16 protein-coding genes are annotated in these 18436 nt (G+C 71.4%); 14 read left to right on the top strand and 2 right to left on the bottom strand.

The genetic code is table 11. The features are described 5' to 3' along the window. Positions 1-70 precede the first annotated feature (70 nt). From NS331_RS20055 to NS331_RS20025, 7 genes are all read left to right on the top strand, one after another. On the top strand, positions 71-1261 hold the full coding sequence (locus NS331_RS20055; protein WP_058643724.1) for a substrate-binding domain-containing protein: 1191 nt from the start codon (positions 71-73) through the stop codon (positions 1259-1261). Between the two features lie 140 nt (positions 1262-1401). Continuing rightward, positions 1402-2853, top strand: coding sequence for an extracellular catalytic domain type 2 short-chain-length polyhydroxyalkanoate depolymerase (locus NS331_RS20050; protein WP_058643723.1), 1452 nt, complete (start codon positions 1402-1404; stop codon positions 2851-2853). Between the two features lie 20 nt (positions 2854-2873). Beyond that, the gene (locus tag NS331_RS20045; protein WP_058643722.1) at positions 2874-3638 is read left to right on the top strand and encodes an ABC transporter ATP-binding protein; all 765 of its coding nucleotides are present in this window, start codon (positions 2874-2876) and stop codon (positions 3636-3638) included. Further along, complete coding sequence (locus NS331_RS20040) at positions 3635-4369, top strand: ABC transporter ATP-binding protein (RefSeq protein ID WP_058643721.1); 735 nt, start codon at positions 3635-3637, stop codon at positions 4367-4369. The genes NS331_RS20045 and NS331_RS20040 overlap by 4 nt, the downstream gene beginning before the upstream one ends. Next, a complete protein-coding gene (locus tag NS331_RS20035; RefSeq protein WP_058643720.1) occupies positions 4366-5358 on the top strand; it encodes a branched-chain amino acid ABC transporter permease in 993 nt (330 codons plus the stop codon). Before NS331_RS20040 ends, NS331_RS20035 begins: the two co-directional genes overlap by 4 nt. A gap of 18 nt (positions 5359-5376) precedes the next feature. Next, positions 5377-6441: a branched-chain amino acid ABC transporter permease gene (locus tag NS331_RS20030; RefSeq protein WP_058643719.1), complete on the top strand. Its 1065-nt coding sequence runs from the start codon at positions 5377-5379 to the stop codon at positions 6439-6441. After that, positions 6438-7313, top strand: coding sequence for an alpha/beta fold hydrolase (locus tag NS331_RS20025; protein WP_058643718.1), 876 nt, complete (start codon positions 6438-6440; stop codon positions 7311-7313). The genes NS331_RS20030 and NS331_RS20025 overlap by 4 nt, the downstream gene beginning before the upstream one ends. Before the next feature lie 122 nt (positions 7314-7435). Here the strand turns inward: NS331_RS20025 and NS331_RS20020 are convergent, their stop codons facing one another. Then, a complete protein-coding gene (locus tag NS331_RS20020; RefSeq protein ID WP_058643717.1) occupies positions 7436-7897 on the bottom strand; it encodes a ferritin-like domain-containing protein in 462 nt (153 codons plus the stop codon). 210 nt (positions 7898-8107) lie between these two features. Further along, positions 8108-8998 (bottom strand): LysR family transcriptional regulator, encoded by an 891-nt coding sequence (locus NS331_RS20015; RefSeq protein ID WP_058643716.1) that lies wholly within the window; start codon positions 8996-8998, stop codon positions 8108-8110. 84 nt (positions 8999-9082) lie between these two features. Here NS331_RS20015 and NS331_RS20010 point away from each other — a divergent pair, with 84 nt between their 5' ends. The 7 genes from NS331_RS20010 to NS331_RS19980 all read left to right on the top strand — a co-directional run. Then, entirely contained in the window at positions 9083-9883 is an 801-nt protein-coding gene (locus NS331_RS20010) for a substrate-binding domain-containing protein (protein ID WP_058643715.1), read from the top strand. A 98-nt stretch (positions 9884-9981) separates the two neighbouring features. Further along, complete coding sequence (locus NS331_RS20005) at positions 9982-10962, top strand: Bug family tripartite tricarboxylate transporter substrate binding protein (protein WP_058643714.1); 981 nt, start codon at positions 9982-9984, stop codon at positions 10960-10962. A 545-nt stretch (positions 10963-11507) separates the two neighbouring features. Next, positions 11508-13031 (top strand): TolC family protein, encoded by a 1524-nt coding sequence (locus NS331_RS20000; RefSeq protein ID WP_082702640.1) that lies wholly within the window; start codon positions 11508-11510, stop codon positions 13029-13031. Then, positions 13028-13882 carry an efflux RND transporter periplasmic adaptor subunit gene (locus NS331_RS19995; RefSeq protein ID WP_193758159.1) on the top strand — a complete coding sequence of 285 codons (855 nt, stop codon included), beginning with the start codon at positions 13028-13030 and terminating at the stop codon, positions 13880-13882. Before NS331_RS20000 ends, NS331_RS19995 begins: the two co-directional genes overlap by 4 nt. Then, positions 13882-15807, top strand: coding sequence for an efflux RND transporter periplasmic adaptor subunit (locus NS331_RS19990; protein WP_058643711.1), 1926 nt, complete (start codon positions 13882-13884; stop codon positions 15805-15807). The genes NS331_RS19995 and NS331_RS19990 overlap by 1 nt, the downstream gene beginning before the upstream one ends. A gap of 24 nt (positions 15808-15831) precedes the next feature. Continuing rightward, a complete protein-coding gene (locus tag NS331_RS19985; protein ID WP_058643710.1) occupies positions 15832-17979 on the top strand; it encodes a biotin/lipoyl-binding protein in 2148 nt (715 codons plus the stop codon). Then, positions 17976-18436, top strand: a 461-nt coding sequence (locus tag NS331_RS19980) for a DEAD/DEAH box helicase family protein (RefSeq protein WP_206597351.1), incomplete at its 3' end; no start/stop codon positions are given. The genes NS331_RS19985 and NS331_RS19980, both read left to right, overlap by 4 nt.

Genomic DNA, 18436 nt, shown 5'->3' with positions numbered 1-18436 from the left:
TTGCCGATCAACGGCTTAGCCGTTGGCACGAACTGTGCGATGTTCAGTCACCTATTTCAGGAGACAACGCATGAACCGTCGCCACCTTGCCGCCCTGGCCGCGCTCGCCGTCTGTGCCACCGCCACTGCTTCGGCCTGGGCCCAGTCCAACGAGATCCGCATCGCCCACGTTTACAGCAAGACCGGCCCGCTGGAGGCCTACGGCAAGCAGACCCAGACCGGCCTGATGATGGGCCTGGACTACGCCACTGGCGGCACCATGATGGTCAACGGCAAGAAGATCGTCGTGATCGAGAAGGACGACCAGGGCAAGCCTGACCTGGGCAAGTCGCAGCTGGCCGCCGCCTATTCCGACGACAAGGCCGCGCTGGCCGTCGGCCCCACCTCGTCGGGCGTGGCCCTGGCCATGCTGCCCGTGGCGGAGGAATACAAGAAGCTGCTGGTCGTCGAGCCCGCCGTGGCCGACTCGATCACCGGCGACAAGTGGAACAAGTACATCTTCCGCACCGGCCGCAACTCCAGCCAGGACGCGATCAGCAACGCCGTGGCGCTCGACAAGCCCGGCACCACCATCGCCACGCTGGCCCAGGACTATGCCTTCGGCCGCGACGGCGTGAAGGCCTTCAAGGACGCGGTGAAGAAGGCCAAGATCGTCCATGAGGAATACCTGCCGCAGAACACCACCGACTTCACCGCCGGTGCGCAGCGTTTGATCGACAAGCTCAAGGACCAGCCCGGCCGCAAGGTGATCTGGATCGTGTGGGCCGGCGCCGGCAATCCCTTCAAGATCGCCGACCTGGACCTCAAGCGCTACGGCATCGAGATCGCCACCGGCGGCAACATCCTGCCGGCCATGGCCAGCTACAAGAACTTCCCCGGCATGGAAGGCGCCACCTACTACTACTTCGGCATTCCGAAGAACCCGGTGAACGAGGCGCTGGTGTCCATGCACTACAAGGAATTCAAGAGCCCGCCGGACTTCTTCACCGCCGGCGGCTTCTCGGCGGCGATGGCCATCGTCACCGCGCTCAAGAAGACGGGCGGCGACACCAGCACCAACAAGCTCATCAGCACCATGGAAGGCATGAGCTTCGACACGCCCAAGGGCACGATGACCTTCCGCAAGGAAGACCACCAGGCGCTGCAGAGCATGTACCACTTCAAGATCAAGGTGGACCCGGCCTTCGCCTGGGGCGTGCCGGAGCTGGTGCACGAGATCAAGCCCTCCGAAATGGACATCCCGGTAAGGAACAAGCGCTGACGCGCTTGCATCCCCCATGCCGCTGCGCGGCTCCCCCTTCTGATCCTCGAAGGGGGCACACCCCACGGCCCGGCAGAGCCGGTTCCGTGGGTGTCCCCGCCTAGATCTACGACCGCTCACCTTTTCTCGGGAGACGCACCATGCAGAAGTTCACCGCGCCGCTCAGGCGCGCCGCCGGTGTGCTCGTTTCGGCCTGGCTGCTGGCCGGCGCAGCGGCGGCGGTGCCGCTGCCGGAGCTGAACATCGACCCGGCGCAGGTCAGCGTGTCGGGCGTGTCCTCGGGCGGCTACATGGCCGTGCAGCTGCACGTCGCCTATTCGGCCACCTTCAAGAAGGGGGCGGGCGTGGTGGCGGGCGGGCCGTACTACTGTGCGGAAGGCTCGGTGGTCTACGCCACCGGCCGCTGCATGGCGCACGACACCAGCATCCCGGTCAGCAGCCTGGTGACCACCACCAACAACTGGGCCGCGAGCGGCGCCATCGACCCGGTGTCCAACCTGTCGGCCAGCCGGCTCTACCTGTTCTCCGGCACGCTCGACAGCGTGGTCAAGACCGCTGTGATGGACGACCTGCGCAGCTACTACGGCGCCTTCGTGCCCGCGGCCAACATCGCCTACAAGAAGGACCTGGCGGCCGAGCATGCCTTCGTCACCGACGACTACGGCAGTGCCTGCTCGGTCAAGGGCGACCCCTACATCGACGACTGCAACTTCGACCTGGCCGGCGCGCTGCTGCAGCAGATCTACGGCACGCTCAACCCGCGCAACGTGGGCACGCTGGGCGGCAGCTTCGTGGAGTTCGACCAGCGCAGCTTCGTCGGCGGCCATGCCATGGCGCAGACCGGCTGGGCCTATGTGCCGGCGGCCTGCGCCAGCGGCAGCGCCACCTGCCGGCTGCACGTGGCACTGCACGGCTGCAAGCAGAACACGGCGCAGATCGGCCAGCAGTACGTGCGCAACACGGGCTACAACCGCTGGGCCGACACCAACAACATCGTCGTGCTCTATCCGCAGACCGGCGTCACGGCCACCAACGGCTGCTGGGACTGGTGGGGCTACGACAGCCCGGACTATGCGAAGAAGGCCGGCCCGCAGATGGCGGCCATCCAGGCCATGGTCAGGCACCTGTCCGGCGGCACTGCCACGGCCCCGCTCGCGGCGCCGGGCGGCCTGACGGCCTCGGCCGCCACGGCCAGCAGCATGAAGCTCACCTGGTCCGCCGTGCCGGGTGCGGCGGGCTACGTGGTCTACCGCAACGGCGGCCGGCGCAATGCCACGCCACTGACCGCCACCAGCTACACCGACACCGACCTCGTCGCTGGCAGCAGCTACGACTGGACGGTGCGCGCCGTGAACGCCGCCGGCGCACGCGGCGCCGCCTCGGCCGCGGCCACCGCCAGCACCACCGGCATGACGCCCGTGTGCACCACCACCGACAACTACAGCCACACCGTGGCCGCGCGGGCCTATGCGCTCTACGGCTTCACCTATGCCTACGGCTCGAACCAGGGCATGGGGCTGTGGAACATCTACATCGAGACCACCCTGAAGAAGACCGCCGCCGGCTACTACGAGGTCGGCACCTGCTACTGAACGCGCCAGGACTTCCGCAATTGCTTGAAACCCAGAACCTCACCATCCGCTTCGGCGGGCACGTGGCGGTGAATGCCGTCAGCTGCCGCTTCGCGCCGGGCACGCTGACGGCCATCGTCGGCCCCAACGGGGCGGGCAAGACCACCTACTTCAACCTGGTCTCGGGCCAGCTCAGGGCCACCGAGGGCAAGGTGCTGCTCGATGGCCGCGACCTGTCGGCGCTGCCGGCCTCGGCCCGCACGCGCGCCGGCCTGGGCCGCGCCTTCCAGCTGACCAACCTGTTCCCCAACCTCACGGTGCTGGAGAACGTGCGCCTGGCCGTGCAGGCCGCGCACGAGGGGCCGCACCGGCGCGGCCTCAACCTCTGGAGCATCTGGAGCGACCACCGCGCGCTCACCGAGCGCGCCGATGCGCTGCTGGCCGAGACCCACCTCAAGGCCCGGGAGCACGACGTGGTGGCCAGCCTGCCGCACGGCGACCAGCGCAAGCTGGAAGTCGCGCTGCTGATGGCCCTCGATCCGCAGGTCTTCATGTTCGACGAGCCCACCGCGGGCATGAACGCGGCCGAGGCGCCGGTCATCCTCGACCTGATCCGCCGCCTCAAGCAGGACAGGACCAAGACCATCCTGCTGGTCGAGCACAAGATGGACGTGGTGCGCGAGCTGGCCGACCGCATCATCGTGCTGCACAACGGCACGCTGGTGGCCGATGGCGAGCCGGCCGAGGTGATCGCCTCGCCGGTCGTGCAGGAAGCCTACCTGGGCGTGGCGAAGGAGGCCGCATGAGCACGACCACGCAAGCACTGCTCACGCTCGACGGCGTGCACACCCACATTGGCGCGTACCACATCCTCCACGGCGTGGACCTGGTGGTGCCCAAGGGCCAGCTCACCATGCTGCTGGGCCGCAACGGCGCCGGCAAGACCACCACGCTGCGCACCGTCATGGGCCTGTGGAAGGTGGCGCAGGGCCGCGTGCAGTTTGGTGGCAAGAGCATCGCCAACCTGCCCACGCCGCAGATCGCCGACCTGGGCATCGCCTACGTGCCCGAGACCATGGGCATCTTCGCGGACCTCACGGTGAAGGAGAACATGCTGCTGGCGGCGCGGGGCGCCCGCCGCGCGCAGGACATGGACGAAGCGCGGCTGAAGTGGATCTTCCGGCTCTTCCCCGCGGTGGAGAAGTTCTGGAACCACCCGGCCGGCAAGCTCTCCGGCGGCCAGAAGCAGATGCTGGCCGTCTCGCGCGCCATCGTCGAGCCGCGCGAGCTGCTCATCATCGACGAGCCCAGCAAGGGCCTGGCGCCGGCCATCATCAACAACATGATCGACGCCTTCGCCGAGCTCAAGGCCAGCGGCGTGACCATCCTGCTGGTGGAGCAGAACATCCACTTCGCCCAGCGCCTGGGCGACACCGTGGCCGTGATGGACAACGGCCGCGTGGTGCACGCCGGCGGCATGGCCGAGTTCTCGGCCGACACGCAACTGCAGCAGCGCCTGCTGGGACTGGCCCTATGACGACCCTCGCCAAAGACATCGACTGGAAGCCGCTGCTGCTGGTGCCCGCGCTCGCGCTGGTGGCCCTGCCGCTGGTCGGCTCGCCCTCCACCTGGCTCACGCTCACCATCGCGGGGCTGGCCATGGGCATGATCGTGTTCATCATCGCCTCGGGCCTCACGCTGGTCTTCGGGCTGATGGACGTGCTGAACTTCGGCCACGGCGTGTTCATCGCGCTGGGCGCCTTCGTGGCCACCAGCGTGCTGGGCGCCATGGGCGACTGGACGCAGTCCACCTCCATCCTCACCAACCTGGTGGCGGTGCTGCCGGCCATGGTGGTCGCCATGCTGGTGGCCGGCGCCGTGGGCCTCGCCTTCGAGCGCTTCATCGTGCGGCCGGTGTACGGCCAGCATCTGAAGCAGATCCTCATCACCATGGGCGGCATGATCATCGGCGAGGAGCTGATCAAAGTGATCTGGGGCCCGGCACAGATTCCGCTGCCGCTGCCCGAGGGCCTGCGCGGCTCCTGGCTATGGGGCGACGCCGCGGTGGAGAAGTACCGCGTGCTGGCCGTGATCGTCGGCGCCCTGGTCTTCGGCCTGCTGGCCTGGACGCTGGCCCGCACCAAGATCGGCCTGCTGATCCGCGCCGGCGTGCAGGACCGCGAAATGGTCGAATCGCTCGGCTACCGCATCCGCGTGCTCTTCGTCGGCATCTTCGTGGCCGGCAGCGCCTTGGCCGGCCTGGGTGGCGTGATGTGGGGCCTGTACCAGCAGAACGTGATCCCGCAGATGGGCGCGCAGGTAAACGTGCTGATCTTCATCGTCATCATCATCGGCGGCCTCGGGTCGACCACCGGCGCGCTGATCGGCGCACTGCTGGTGGGACTGATGGCCAACTACACCGGCTTCGTCGCGCCGAAGGTGGCGCTGTTCTCCAACATCGCGCTGATGGTGGCGATCCTCCTGTGGCGGCCGCAGGGGGTGTACCCCGTGGCGGGCAGTCGCTGAAAGGGAAGGGGACCGATCATGCTTCGACGCCTTCTCTCCAACGACCTGCCGCGCAGCAAGCTGCTGGCGGTGCTGCTGCTGGCCGTCCTGCTCGGCCTGGCCTTCGCGCCCTTCCTGTTCCCGGGCGTCAAGGCGCTCAACGTGGCGGCCAAGATCCTGGTGTTCATCGTGCTGGTGGCCAGCTTCGACCTGCTGCTGGGCTACACCGGCATCGTGAGCTTCGCCCACACCATGTTCTTCGGCATCGGCGCCTACGGCGTGGCCATCGCCGCCACGCGCATGGGCGCGGGCTGGGACGCGGTGCTCGTCGGCGTGCTGTGCGCGCTGGCCGTCTCGCTGGTGCTGGCGCTGGCCGTGGGCCTGTTCTCGCTGCGGGTGCGGGCCATCTTCTTCGCCATGATCACGCTGGCGGTGGCCTCGGCCTTCCAGACCCTGGCCTCGCAGCTGTCGGACTTCACCGGTGGCGAAGACGGGCTGACCTTCAAGCTGCCGGAACTCATCTCGCCCAGCTTCGAGTTCAGCGAGGAACCCTTCCTCGGCGTCTCGCTCGACGGCCGGCTGCTGTGCTATTACCTCCTATTCATGCTGGCCGTGGTGCTGGTGCTGGCGCTGCTGCGCATCGTCAACTCGCCCTTCGGCCGTGTGCTGCAGGCCATCCGCGAGAACGAGTTCCGCGCCGAGGCCATCGGCTACCGGGTGGTGGTGTTCCGCACGCTGTCGGCCGTGCTGTCTGCCCTGTTCGCCACGCTGGCCGGTGCCATGCTGGCGATCTGGCTGCGCTACAACGGCCCGGACACTTCGCTCAGCTTCGAGATCATGGTCGACGTGCTGCTGATCGTGGTGATCGGCGGCATGGGCACGATCTACGGCGCGGCCATCGGCGCGGTGCTCTTCGTGGTGGCGCAGAGCTACCTGCAGGATCTGCTGCGCCTGGGCAGCGAGGCGGCCAGCGGGCTGCCCTGGCTGTCGGCCGTGCTGTCGCCGGACCGCTGGCTGCTGTGGCTGGGCGTGCTCTTCGTGCTCTCGGTCTACTACTTCCCCACCGGCATCGTCGGCAAGCTGCGCAGCAGGAGCGCGAAATGAGCGTCAACCCCACGTCCCACTATGCGCAGCTGGCCGGTCGCGAGATCCACTGGATGGACTGGGGCGACCCGGCCGCGCCCGCGGTGATCGCCTGGCACGGCCTGGCGCGCACGGGCCGCGACATGGACGAACTGGCGGAGCACCTGGTGGGCGAGGGCTGGCGCGTGGTCTGCCCCGACACGCTGGGCCGCGGCCTCAGCCAGTGGAGCCCCGTGCCGGACGAGGAATACCAGCTCGCCTTCTATGCGCGCATCGCGGACGCGCTGTGCGAGCACCTCCGACTGGCGCGGGTGCATTGGGTGGGCACATCGATGGGCGGCGCCATCGGCACGGTGTGCGCCTCGGGCCTGGTGGTGCCGGCCATGAAGCAGCGCATTGCCGCGCTGGTGCTCAACGACAACGCGCCCCAACTGGCGGCAGCCGCCATCGAGCGCATCAAGGCCTATGCCGGCAACCCGCCGGCCTTCGGCACGGTGAGCGAACTGGAGGGCTTCCTGCGCAGCGTCTACAAGCCCTACGGCTGGCTGAGCGATGCGCAATGGCGGCGCATGGCCGAGACCTCCACGCGGCGGCTGCCCGATGGCCGCGTCACGCCGCACTACGACCCGGCCATGGTGCGCCAGTTCACCGCGCACGAGGACGACTACCTGATCTGGCCGCATTACGACGCAGTGGAAGCGCCCGTCATGCTGCTGCGCGGCGCCGAATCCGACCTGGTGTTGCCGGACACCGTGGCGGCGATGCGCCACCGCGGCCCGGGCGCCGCCGGGCGGCTGACCGTTCTGGAGGTGCCGGGCTGCGGCCATGCGCCAGCGCTGAACGTGCCCGCGCAGCTGGCGCCCATCGCCGCCTTCCTTCGCGCCGCGCGCTGAGCGCCAGGGAAGGGCGCCGCCACGGCGCACGGTCGTGACCCTCCAACGCGAAAAGGCCCGCTCTCGGCGGGCCTCGTCGTATCGAAGAATGCGGCAGCCCGCGGGGGCCGCCTTCAACCGGATCAGCTCGTTGCGCGCGACTGGTCGCGCAGCCGCTTGATCTGGTCGTGGTTCTTCTGCGCGCCCTGGGCCTGGCGCTCGACCAGCGCGCGCACGTCGGCGGGCAGCTCCTGCTGCAGGGCCTTGCGGTAGCGGGCGATGGCGGCGTCCTCGCCGCGCTCGCATTCCTCGAGCATCGAGGTCTCGCTGTTGGCGCCGACGGCGCCCTTCACGTGCACCCAGCCGCGGTGCAGGGCACCGGAGGCGGTGCCGCCCTCGGCCGGCTTGCCGCCCAGACGAACGATGGCGGCTTCGAGTTCGCGGGCGGCCTCGGCGCATTCCGCGGCGCGGTTGGTGAACGTGGTGCGCAGGGCGCTGGTGCCTTCGACTTCTTCGGCGCACAGCCGGAAGCCGTACTCGCCGTCGCGCGAGTTCTCCAGCAGGTCGTTGAGGATGTCGATCACGTCGTTCTGGGTCAGGGCCATGGTGTTTCCTTCGATGGAATGGGTTGGGGGATGTCGCTCGGTGTGTCGACGGGCCGGTGCCGGCGTCGGGGCCTGCGACCTGAAGCGCCATGGTTGAAGCAGCCATGGCCGCGGCTCGTCGTCGCGCCGCGCGGCGCCATGTAGGCGCAAGGGCCTCGGCCACGCCCGTCGATGGCGGGGGCCGTGTCCCGGCGCCGCCACCACGCGCCCCTACCAGCTCTGGCGCAGGTGGTCCAGGAAGCGCCGTGCCAGCGGCGTGAGCTGGCCCTCGGCCAGGGACAGCACGCCCAGGTGGCGCCGCAGCCCCACGTCGTCCAGCCGCAGTCCCTTGAGCACCGGGTGGCGCTGCGGCACGGCCAGCGCGGGCACCAGGCCCACGCCCAGGCCGGCCTCGACCATGGCGAGCAGCGTGCTCACGTGGCCCACCTCCAGCCAGGCGACGGGCGGCCGGCCGGTGACGTCGAGCGCGGCGTCGAGCAGCCGCCGGTTGCCGCTGGTGCGCGCCACGGCCAGCCAGCGTTCCTGCGCGAACAGGGCCAGCGTGGGTGCGCGCTTGCGGGCCTGCGGATGGTCGCGGCGGATGGCCAGCACGTAGTGGTCCTCCACCAGCGGCTCGAAGGCCAGGCCGGGGTCGGAGACGCCGCTGAAGCCCAGGCCGAAGTCGGCCTCGCCGGTGCGTACGGCGGCGGCCACCTCGTCCATGCCGCCGTCCATCAGCCGCACCTTCACCAGCGGCATGCGGCGGCTGAAGCCGTCGATCGCGCCTGGCATGCGGGTGGTGGCGATGGTGGGAATGCAGGCCACCGACACCCGGCCCGCATGGCGCGCCGCAATCTCGTGGATGCCCAGCACCGCGGCCTCCAGGTCGTCCAGCGCCAGCCGGGCGCGGGGCAGGAAGGCCTCGCCGGCGCGGGTCAGCTGCACCGCGCGCGTGGTGCGCTCGAACAGGCGGGCGCCGAGCAGTTGCTCCAGCCGGTCGATGCGGCGGCTGAGCGCGGCGGGCGACAGGTGCAGGTCTTCCGCGGCGGCGCGAAAGCCGGCGCGGTCGGCCACCGCCACGAAGGCCTGCAGCTGCTGCAGATCGAAATTGATGCGCGACACGCAACAAGTGTATTGAACATTGCACTTGTCGCAACAGCAGCGCTCGCGGACGATGCCGCCCGTTCCCCTCACACCAAAACCAACATGATCGAGACAAATGCCTTGCGCAAGCGGCTGGCTTGCTGCGTCCTTCTTCTTGCCGCCGCCGGCTCGGCGATGGCCGAACCCCTCACCGTCGTCTCCTCGGGCGGCTTCGCCGCGGCCTACAAGAAGCTCGTGGCCGAGTGGCAGAAGCAGCCCGACCGCGCGGTCGATTCGCAATGGGGCCCGTCGATGGGCGCCACCAAGAACGCCATTCCTCAGCGCCTGGACCGCAAGGAGCCCATCGACGTGGTCATCATGGTCGGCGACGCGCTCGACAAGCTGATGGCCACCGGCCAGCTGGTGCCGGGCTCCAAGGTCGTGCTGGCCGACTCCACCATCGCCTGCGCCGTGCCGCAGGGCGCGCCGCGCCCCGACATCGGCACCGTCGACGCACTGCGCCAGACGCTGCTGAATGCCCGCTCGGTGGCCTGGTCCGACAGCGCCAGCGGCGAGTACATCGAGCGCGAGATGATCCCCAAGCTCGGCATCGCCGAGCAGATGCGCGGCAAGGGCCGCAAGATCCCCGCCACGCCGGTGGGCGAGATCCTGGCCGCCAAGGAAGCCGACTTCGGCTGCCAGCAGCGCAGCGAGCTGCTGCCGGTGCACGGCATCGACATCGTGGGCGACCTGCCGGCCGACGTGCAGTACGTGACCGAGTTCTCCGCCGCCGTGGTGGCCAGCAGCCCGCGCCGCGAGGAGGCCACGCGCTTCCTGCGCTTCCTGGCCGCGCCCGAGAACGCCGAGGTCATCCGCTCGACCGGCCTGGTGCCGATGGCCAAGGGCGCCGCCGCCGCGCGCTGAGCGGTGCCGCTTGCAGCCGGCCGCCGTGCCCGGCGGCCCGGCCCGCGCCGCGCGCGACCGCGCCGGCGCTTCCTGTCTTCTCCACCTCTGTCCTGACCATGCGATCCATCTCCCGCCGCGCCGCGCTGAGCGCCCTGGCCTTTTCCACCCTAACCGGCGCCGCCGGCCTCGCCGCGGCGGCCGACTGGCCGTCCAAGCCCATCACCCTGATCGTGCCCTTCGCGGCCGGCGGCACCAACGACATCCTGGCGCGCATCGTGGGCCAGAAGCTCTCGACCCAGCTGGGCGTGCCGGTGGTGGTGGACAACCGCGCCGGTGCCGGCGGCACCCTGGGCGCCGGCATCGCCGCCCGCGCCACGCCGGACGGCAACACCTTCCTGATGGCCGCCATCGCCCATGCCGTGGCGCCGGCGCTGTACAAGAGCCTGCCCTACGACTTCGGCCGCGACTTCGACCCCATCGGCCTGATCGGCACCACGCCCAACGTGCTGATCGTCAATCCGTCGGTGCCGGCCAAGACGGTGCCGGAACTGATCGCCTATGCCAAGGCCAACCCGGGCAAGCTCAACTACGGCTCGGCCGGCCCCGGCAGCACCGAGCACCTGGCCGGCGAGCTGTTCCGCGCCATCACCAAGACCGACATCACGCACGTGCCCTACAAGGGTGGCGCGCCCATGATGGCCGACCTGCTGGTCGGCAACATCCAGATGGCGCTGGAGACCAGCCCCTCGGCATCGCCCCACATCAAGGCGAACAAGGTGCGCGCCCTGGCCGTGACCTCGGCCGCCCGCTCGCCGATCTTTCCCGACCTGCCGCCCCTGGCCCAAGCCGGCGTGCCGGGCTACGAGATGACGACCTGGTTCGCGCTCATGGCCCCGCACAACACGCCCGCCGCCGTGCAGGAACGCATGCAGAAGGAACTGCGCACCGTGCTGGCCAACCCCGAGGTCAAGACCCGCTTCGCCGAACAGGGCGTGACGGCCGGCAACATGACGCCGGCCGAAGTGCGCAGCTTCGTGCAGCGCGAGACCCAGCGCTGGGGCGACAGCCTGCGCAGCGCGGGCGTCAAGCCCGAGTAAGCACGCCATCCATGGCGCGGCGCCGGTCTGCGGCGCCCGACCCGCCCGCCCGTCCGCGGTGGAAGACGCCGGCCCCTGTGGCCGGCTTTTTTTCGTCGTCCCGTCGCCGCCTCCGACCCTTTAGATCCGGGCGGCATAGGGTTGTTGACACACCGCTGTCGGCGAAGGCTTGCTAAATTTGTAGGAGAAGCTCAAGTAATAGTGGCGTTTGTTGACAAATGTTTAAACGCTGAAACAAAATGTACTAGGTAGGGGTGCACATCTTCATCGACGGCCTGCGTGGCCCACGAGCCGAGGCAAGCGGCTCACCGAGCAGCTGGCGGCCGCATGGCCGCGGCACGCGCCATCCATTCCCTCGCCGGCACCACGGCTTGCTGCCGGCGCTGTCCCCCCGACCCGACTTGTCCCAGGAGCATCCGGTGGTTGTAAGCGTGCCCGCGTCAGCAGGGCGTTCGGAGCCAGGCGCGCACAGGCGGCCGGCCTTCTTTTTCCGGGCACCGGGTGGTGCCGCCCCGCCATCCCGGCTGCCGTGGGCGCGGGCCGGCATGCCCTTGCGGTGCGTCGGTGCCGCCGTCCTGCTGCTCGTCGCCGGCCTGCCCGCTGCCATGGCGCAGGGCGAGCCGGCGCCCGACGTGCTCACGCCCCGGCGCTTCGTGCAGCTGGCGGTGGACCGCAATGCCGAAATCGCCTACGCCCGGCTGCAGTCGCGCATCGCCGACCGCGGCTTCGTGGCCGAATCCACCCTCTACCAGCCGGTGTCCTTCACCTCGGTGCGGCACGAGAGCCGCTACCGCCAGCGTACGGCCGAGGAGCAGCTGGCCACGCTGTCGGCGCGCACCAGCGTGCTGGACGAGATGGTCAACACCGCCGAGACCGGCCTGCGCATGCGCGCCGCCACCGGCGCCGAGATCACGACCAGCGTGCAGCGCTCGCTCAAGCGCAGCAACCTGATCGCCTCGCTCTACAACGATGGCGACGACCGCGAGGCCAGCGCCCAGCTGGTGGTCACGGTGCGCCAGCCCCTGCTCAAGGGCCGGGGCACCGATGCGGTCGAGGCCGACCTGCGCGTGGCCGAGCTGGAGCGCGAAGTCGGCCAGTGGACGCTGCGCCAGCAGCTGCTCAAGATGAGCAGCGACGCCCTGGTCGTCTACTGGCAGCTGCAGCGTGCCTACCGCTCCCAGCCGGTGCGCCAGCGCCTGCTGGAGAACGCCCGCGAGGCCCTGGACGACGCGCGCGAGCGCATCGGCGCCGGCCGCGTCGCCATGACCGTGGAAGACGAGGCCCGCGCCCTGCTGTCCATGCGCGAGAGCGAGCTGCTGCGCAATGCCCAGCTGATCGCCGAGGCCGAGGGCCGCATCCGCACCATCCTCGACCTGCCGCCGGGCGATGGCGCCTGGAAGCTGTTCGACACCGCGCCTGCCGCCATGGCCACCTCGGCCGAGGTGTCGTCGCCCACGGCCTGGGAATCGCGGGTGGACCAGTGGCCCGCCTACCAGATCGCCAGCCTGCGGGTGCGCCAGAACCAGCACCGCCTGGATTTCGCCCGCAACCAGACGCTGCCGCAGCTGGACCTGCAGGCCAACTGGGGCTCGCACGGCCTGGGCCGCAATCCGCGCGCCGCGGCCCAGCCGGTGCCGCACAACCGCTACCCCGACTGGTACGTCGGCCTCTATTTCGAACAGCCCCTGGGCGGCACCACGCGGCCCGATGCCCAGTACGAAGGCCAGCAGCTCAAGCTGCAGCAGGCCGAACTGGAGGCGCGCAACGCCCGCGTGAGCTTCGGCAACGACTGGCAGGCCCGGCTGCTGACCCTGCAGCTGGCCCAGCGCGACGCCGACCAGCTGCGGGCCGACCTGAAAAGCCGCGTCGAGCTGCTGCGCGCCGACGAGACCGGCCTGCGCGACCAGCTGGTGCCGCGCGCTCGCGTGCTGCGGCGCGAGGCCGAGAAGCTCGAGAGCGAGCTGCGCCTGATCGAGGGCGAGGCCCGCCTCTGGACGGCCCTGACCCAGTTCCAGCAGGCCGACGGCCAGCTGCTGCCGGCCTACGGCGTGGAGCTCGCATGGCAATGACATCCCTTCGCGGCGCGACCGCCGTGCGGCGCAGCGTCCCGGCCGCGGCGCTGCTGCTGGCCGCCGCCGGCCTGCTGCAGGCCACGGCCGCGCAGGCGCGCGAATTCACCGGCCTGGTCCATGCGCGGCACGACCTCATCCTGAGCGTCGGCGTGCCCGGCATCGTGGCGCGCGTGCCGGTGGTGGTGGGCCAGCGGGTCGAGGCCCGCGCGCCGCTGCTGTACCTGGACGAACGCATCCAGGCCACCGAGGTGCAGCGCCGCAAGGTCACGCTGGACGACATGTCCGAGCTGCGCGCCACCGAGGAGCGCGTGCGCACCCTGGCCCCGCTGTACGAAGACACCCGCAAGCTGCTCAATGCCCGCGGCGCCGTCAGCCGCGAGGAAGTGGCCCGGCTGGAGCTGGAGCTGGTCACCGCCCGTGGCCGCCTGGCCCAGCTGCAGGCCCAGAAGACGCGCGAGCGCATGGAACTCACCGCCGCCGAGCAGGACCGCGACCAGCGCCGCCTGACGGCGCCCGTGGCCGGCGTCGTCACCCGCGTGGACACCGACGTCGGCGAATGGGCCAAGCCCGGCGATGCGCTGATCCAGCTGGTGGATGCCGACACCGGCTACCTCAAGCTCAACCTGCCGCCCGCCGCCGCCCTGCCGCTCAAGCGCGACGCCGAGGTGCCGGTGCGCTTCGACGCCACGACCGGCATCGCGCCGATCCGGGCCAAGGTCAGCTACGTGGCGCCGGTCATCGATCCCGCCAGCGGCCTGGTCGAGGTGCGGCTGGCCTTCGCCAACCCCAAGGGCGCCGTGCCCTCGGGCATCAAGGGCATCGTGGACCTGCCCGAAGGAGGCCGATGATGGGTGCCGCCGACGCACCGCAGGCGCTCGGCGCGCCCGACGCGCTGAGCCTGGTGCGCGCGCTGCAGGCGCTGCGCCGGCGCTCCAGCGTCGATCCGGGCTTCTGGAGCGAATACGCCGCCGGCCTGCTGCACCTGTGCCGGGCGCGCCGCGTGTGGGTGGCGGAACAGCACCCGGGCCTGGACCCGGAATGGCGCTCGCTGGGCGGCGCCGGCGATGCCACCGACCCGTCCCCCCATCTGCTCGACAGCGCCGCCTATGCCAGCCTGCAGGCGCTGGCGGCGCGCGCCGCCGACAAGGGCTTCGCGCTCATGCCGGTCACGGTGGAGGGCGCCGGCCAGTTCCACCTGGCCGTGCGCCAGGCCTGCGAGGGCGCCGTGTTCGCCCTCATCGAGATCCCGCAGCGCGAACGCGCCAGCCTGAACGAACTCATCCTGCGCGCCCAGCTGGTGGCGGACCTGCCCGCGGTGCAGCCGCCGGAGGCCGCGGCCGCGGCAGCCGTCGCCCCGCCGGAAACGCCGGCCGCCGCCGCGCCGACGGCCTACCCGGTGAGCGTGGTCGCCCCGTCGCTGCCCGCCGCCTCGTCGGCCATGCCGGCGCTGCTGGCCCTGGCCGCGCAGGTGCAGCGCGAGTCGCGCAGCGGCGCTGCCGCGCTGGTGCTGGTCAACGGCCTGGCCGCGCTCTGCGGCGCGGCGCACGTGGCGCTGGGCTGGGTGGAGCACGACCGCGTGCACCTGGCCGCCATCAGCCACCTGGACCGCTTCGAGGCCGACACCGACCTGGTCGCGCGCGTGGAAGCCGCGCTCGACGAAAGCCTGGCCCACGACGGCCCGGTGCGCAGCCCCGAGGCCCCCGCCCTGGCGCCGCTGGCCGAGGCCCTGCGCCTGCCCGACGTCTGCGCCATGGCCGCGCGCCGCGGCGAGGAGCCGGCCGAGGCCGCCGTGCTCTTCGCCTGCGCCGAGGGCCGCGCGCCCGGCGATGCCGTGCTGCAGGACGTGCAGGCCATGCTGTCGCTGCTGCTGCCCCGCCTGGCCGAGATGCGGCTGCGCGAACGCTGGTGGGGCCTGCGCCTGCGCGACGGCGCCAGCGCCTGGCTGGCCGGCTGGCTGGGCCCGCGCCACGTCTGGCCCAAGGTGGCGGCCGTGGCGGTCGGCCTGTTCGCGCTCTATGCCGCCTTCGCCAGCTGGGACTACCGCGTGCACGGCACCGGCCAGCTCGCCACCGACAGCACCCGCGTCATGGCCGCCGGCTACGACGGCCGCGTCGACACCGCCGAGGCCAGCGCCGGCGACCGCGTGCAGGCCGGCCAGCTGCTGGCCACGCTCGACACCCGCGAGCTGCGCCAGCAGGAGAACGATGCCGCCGCCGAGGCCGGCCGCTTCGGCGCCGAGGCCGACAAGGCCCGCGCCGCCGGCGCCTGGGCCGAGATGGAAGTGGCCACCGCCCGCCAGCGTCAGGCCCAGGCCCGGCTGGCCCGCGTGCGCGAGGCGCTGTCGCAGGCCGAGGTGCGCGCGCCCTTCGACGGCGTGGTGGTCGAGGGCGAGCGCAAGGACCTGCTGGGCGCCCCGGTCAAGAAGGGCGACAAGCTCTTCCGCGTGGCGCGGGTGGAAGGCCTGTACGTCGTCGCCACCGTGCCCGAGAGCGACATGCCGCTGCTGCCCGCCCAGGCGAAGGGCGAATTCGTGCTGGTGAGCGACCCCGACCGGCGCATCCCGCTGAAGGTCACCTCCGTCATTCCCGTGGCCCAGACGCGCGGGCAGGAAGGCAACCATTTCCTGCTGCGCGCCGAGATGCAGCAGCCCGCCGCCGACTGGTGGCGCCCCGGCATGAGCGGCGCCGTGCGCATCGACGCCGGCGAGCGCAACGTCGCCTGGATCCTCACCCACCGCCTGGTCGACAAGCTGCGGCTGTGGCTGTGGTGGTGACGGCAGCGAACGAGCGACAGCACCATGCCCGGCGCCGCCTTCAGTGATACCTGGTACCGCATCGCCGACCAGCGCGTGGCGCTGCAGCCGGCGGTGCGCGCGCAGGCCCAGCGCTACCGCGGGCAGCTGTGGTTCGTGCTGGAGGATGCCTACGGCCACAAGTTCTTCCGCATCACGCCGCAGGCCTACGACTTCGTCCGCGCGCTGAACACCGAACGCACCGTCGACGAGGTCTGGCGCGACTACGTGCAGGCCCACGGCGAGGCCGCCCCGGGGCAGGACGAGGTGGTGCGCCTGCTGTCGCAGCTGCACATCTCCAACATGCTGGTGAGCGCCGGCACGCCCGACAGCCGCGCCATCTACGAGCGCAGCACCCGCCAGAAGGACCGCGAGCTGCAGGGCAAGCTGCTGTCCTTCCTGTACGTGCGGGTGCCGCTGTTCAACCCCAACCGGCTGCTCGACCGCATCCGGCCGCTGGTCATGGCCTTCACCGGGCGTGCGGCCGGCGCCGTGTGGCTGGTCGCCGTGCTGGCGGGCGTGTGGGCGGCGGTGGCCAATGCCGAGCGCCTGGGCCGGCATGCGGACGGCGCGCTGTCGCTGTCCAACCTGCCCTGGCTCTACCTGGGCATGACGCTGCTGAAGGTGCTGCACGAGACGGCCCACGCCTTCGTCGTCAAGCGCTACGGCGGGCAGGTGCACACCTTCGGCGTGATGTTCCTCATCTTCACGCCGCTGCCCTACGTGGACGCCACCGCCACCTGGGGCTTCGGCAGCAAGTGGCGCCGCGCCTACGTGGGGCTGGCGGGCGTGGCCACCGAGCTCTTCTTCGCCGCCCTGGCGGCGCTGGTGTGGGCCAACACGGGGGAGGGCGTGCTCAACAGCCTGGCCTTCAACATCATGTTCGTCGGCTCGATCTCGGCGGTGCTGTTCAACGGCAACCCGCTGCTGCGCTTCGATGCCTACTACGTCATGGCCGACCTGGTGGAGATGCCCAACCTGTACCAGAAGGGCCAGCAGCAGATCATGGCCTGGTGCGACCGCGTGCTGCTGGGCAACCGCCAGGCGCAGGGCCCGGCGGTGGACGCGACCGAGCGCACCTGGTTCACCGCCTACGGCTGGGCCAGCTTCGCCTACCGGCTGCTGCTGAGCGCCACCATCCTGCTGGCCACGCTCGACCACTGGTTCGCCGTCGGCGTCGCGCTGCTGGTCACCACCGTCATCACGCTCATCGTGCTGCCCGGGCGCAAGTTCGCGAGCTACCTGGCGGGCCCGGCCGTGGCCGGGCGGCGGGGCAGGGCGGTGGGCGCGGTGGCGGGCCTCGTGCTGGTGGGCTATGTGTTCGTGGCCTGGGTGCCGCTGCCGCATGCGGTGCGCGTGCCCGGCGTGCTGGAGGCGCACCGCCAGGCGCTGATCTTCGTGGAGTCGCCCGGCGTGCTGCAGACGCTGCACGTGCGCCACGGCCAGACGGTGCACCGCGGCGAGCTGATCGCCGAGCTGCGCAACCCCGACCTGGACCTCGGCATCGACACCGCCGCCCTGCAGCTGGACGAGCTGCGCACCCTGCAGCTGCAGTCGCTGCAGCGCGCGCCGGCCGATGCCGCGCCGCTGCAGGCCCACATCGACGCGCTGGAGCGCCAGCTGACCGAGCTGCGCGGCCTGCGCGAGCGCCTGGCCATCCGCGCGCCGAGGGACGGCGAGTGGGTCTCGCCCCAGTTGCACGAGCGCCGGCTCGCCTGGATCGAACGCGGCCAGCTGCTCGGCGAGGTGGTGGACGGCAGCGAATACCGCTTCAGCGCCGTGCTGCTGCAGGCCGATGCCTCCGACCTGTTCGCCACGCCCGCCATCCGCGGCGAGCTGCGCCTGGCCGGCCAGGCCGGCGACGGCATCGCCATGCGGCAGGTGCAGGTCATCCCCTACCAGCGCGAGCGCCTGGCGTCGGCCGCGCTCGGCCTGCCCGGCGGCGGCGAGGTCCCGGTGCGGCCCGAGGACGGCACCGGCACGCTGGCGGCCGAATCCTTCTTCGAGCTGCGGGCGCCCGTGCCCGCCGATGCCAAGGCCGTCACCTATGCGGGCATGTCGGGCGTGCTGCGCCTGGTGCTGCCGGCCCGGCCGCTGTGGGACCGCATGCACAAGGCCTTCCTGCAGCTGCTGCAGAAGAGGTACGCGCTGTGATCCTGCCCGGCGCCGAAGCCGCCCACGGCGGCACGCCTGCCGCCCCGGAGTTGCGCTCGCCCTGGTCGGGCCGCAGCGCGCTGCCCGGCTGGTGGCGGCTCATGGCCCGGCGCCAGCGCGCCGCGCTGGACGAACTGCTGCGTGCCGCCTGCGCAGCCGCCCCGGCGCTGCAGGCCCTGGACGATGCGGCCCTGGCCGCCGCCGCCGAGCGGGCCCGCGCCGCCCTGCGCGCCGCCACCACGCGGGCCGCCGGCGCCGGCCGGGGCGCACCGTGGCCTGCCGCCGCAGCGGCCGTGGCCGAACTCGCGGCCCGCAGCACCGGCCTGCGGCCCGACACCGCCCAGCTGGAGGCGGCCCTGGCCATCACCCAGGGCCGGCTCGTGGATGCCGGCCCCTGCAGCGGCAAGACGCTGGCCCTGGCCATGGCCGCCGTGCTCGGCGCCTGGGCCGGGCGGCG

Source organism: Pseudacidovorax intermedius, from assembly GCF_001476815.1.
GTDB classification, from domain to species: Bacteria; Pseudomonadota; Gammaproteobacteria; order Burkholderiales; family Burkholderiaceae_C; genus Xenophilus; species Xenophilus intermedius_A.
This window is presented reverse-complemented; position numbering and strand designations above follow the sequence as displayed.

Bases quoted from the DNA above. Each gene is read 5' to 3' on its own strand.
- NS331_RS19990 (WP_058643711.1), top strand. From the start codon at position 13,882: ATGGGTGCCGCCGACGCACCGCAGGCGCTCGGCGCGCCCGACGCGCTG.
- NS331_RS20055 (WP_058643724.1), top strand. From the start codon at position 71: ATGAACCGTCGCCACCTTGCCGCCCTGGCCGCGCTCGCCGTCTGTGCC.
- NS331_RS20030 (WP_058643719.1), top strand. From the start codon at position 5,377: ATGCTTCGACGCCTTCTCTCCAACGACCTGCCGCGCAGCAAGCTGCTG.
- NS331_RS20020 (WP_058643717.1), bottom strand. From the start codon at position 7,897: ATGGCCCTGACCCAGAACGACGTGATCGACATCCTCAACGACCTGCTG.
- NS331_RS20025 (WP_058643718.1), top strand. From the start codon at position 6,438: ATGAGCGTCAACCCCACGTCCCACTATGCGCAGCTGGCCGGTCGCGAG.
- NS331_RS19995 (WP_193758159.1), top strand. From the start codon at position 13,028: ATGACATCCCTTCGCGGCGCGACCGCCGTGCGGCGCAGCGTCCCGGCC.
- NS331_RS20005 (WP_058643714.1), top strand. From the start codon at position 9,982: ATGCGATCCATCTCCCGCCGCGCCGCGCTGAGCGCCCTGGCCTTTTCC.
- NS331_RS20050 (WP_058643723.1), top strand. From the start codon at position 1,402: ATGCAGAAGTTCACCGCGCCGCTCAGGCGCGCCGCCGGTGTGCTCGTT.
- NS331_RS20040 (WP_058643721.1), top strand. From the start codon at position 3,635: ATGAGCACGACCACGCAAGCACTGCTCACGCTCGACGGCGTGCACACC.
- NS331_RS20035 (WP_058643720.1), top strand. From the start codon at position 4,366: ATGACGACCCTCGCCAAAGACATCGACTGGAAGCCGCTGCTGCTGGTG.
- NS331_RS20000 (WP_082702640.1), top strand. From the start codon at position 11,508: ATGCCCTTGCGGTGCGTCGGTGCCGCCGTCCTGCTGCTCGTCGCCGGC.
- NS331_RS20010 (WP_058643715.1), top strand. From the start codon at position 9,083: ATGATCGAGACAAATGCCTTGCGCAAGCGGCTGGCTTGCTGCGTCCTT.
- NS331_RS19985 (WP_058643710.1), top strand. From the start codon at position 15,832: ATGCCCGGCGCCGCCTTCAGTGATACCTGGTACCGCATCGCCGACCAG.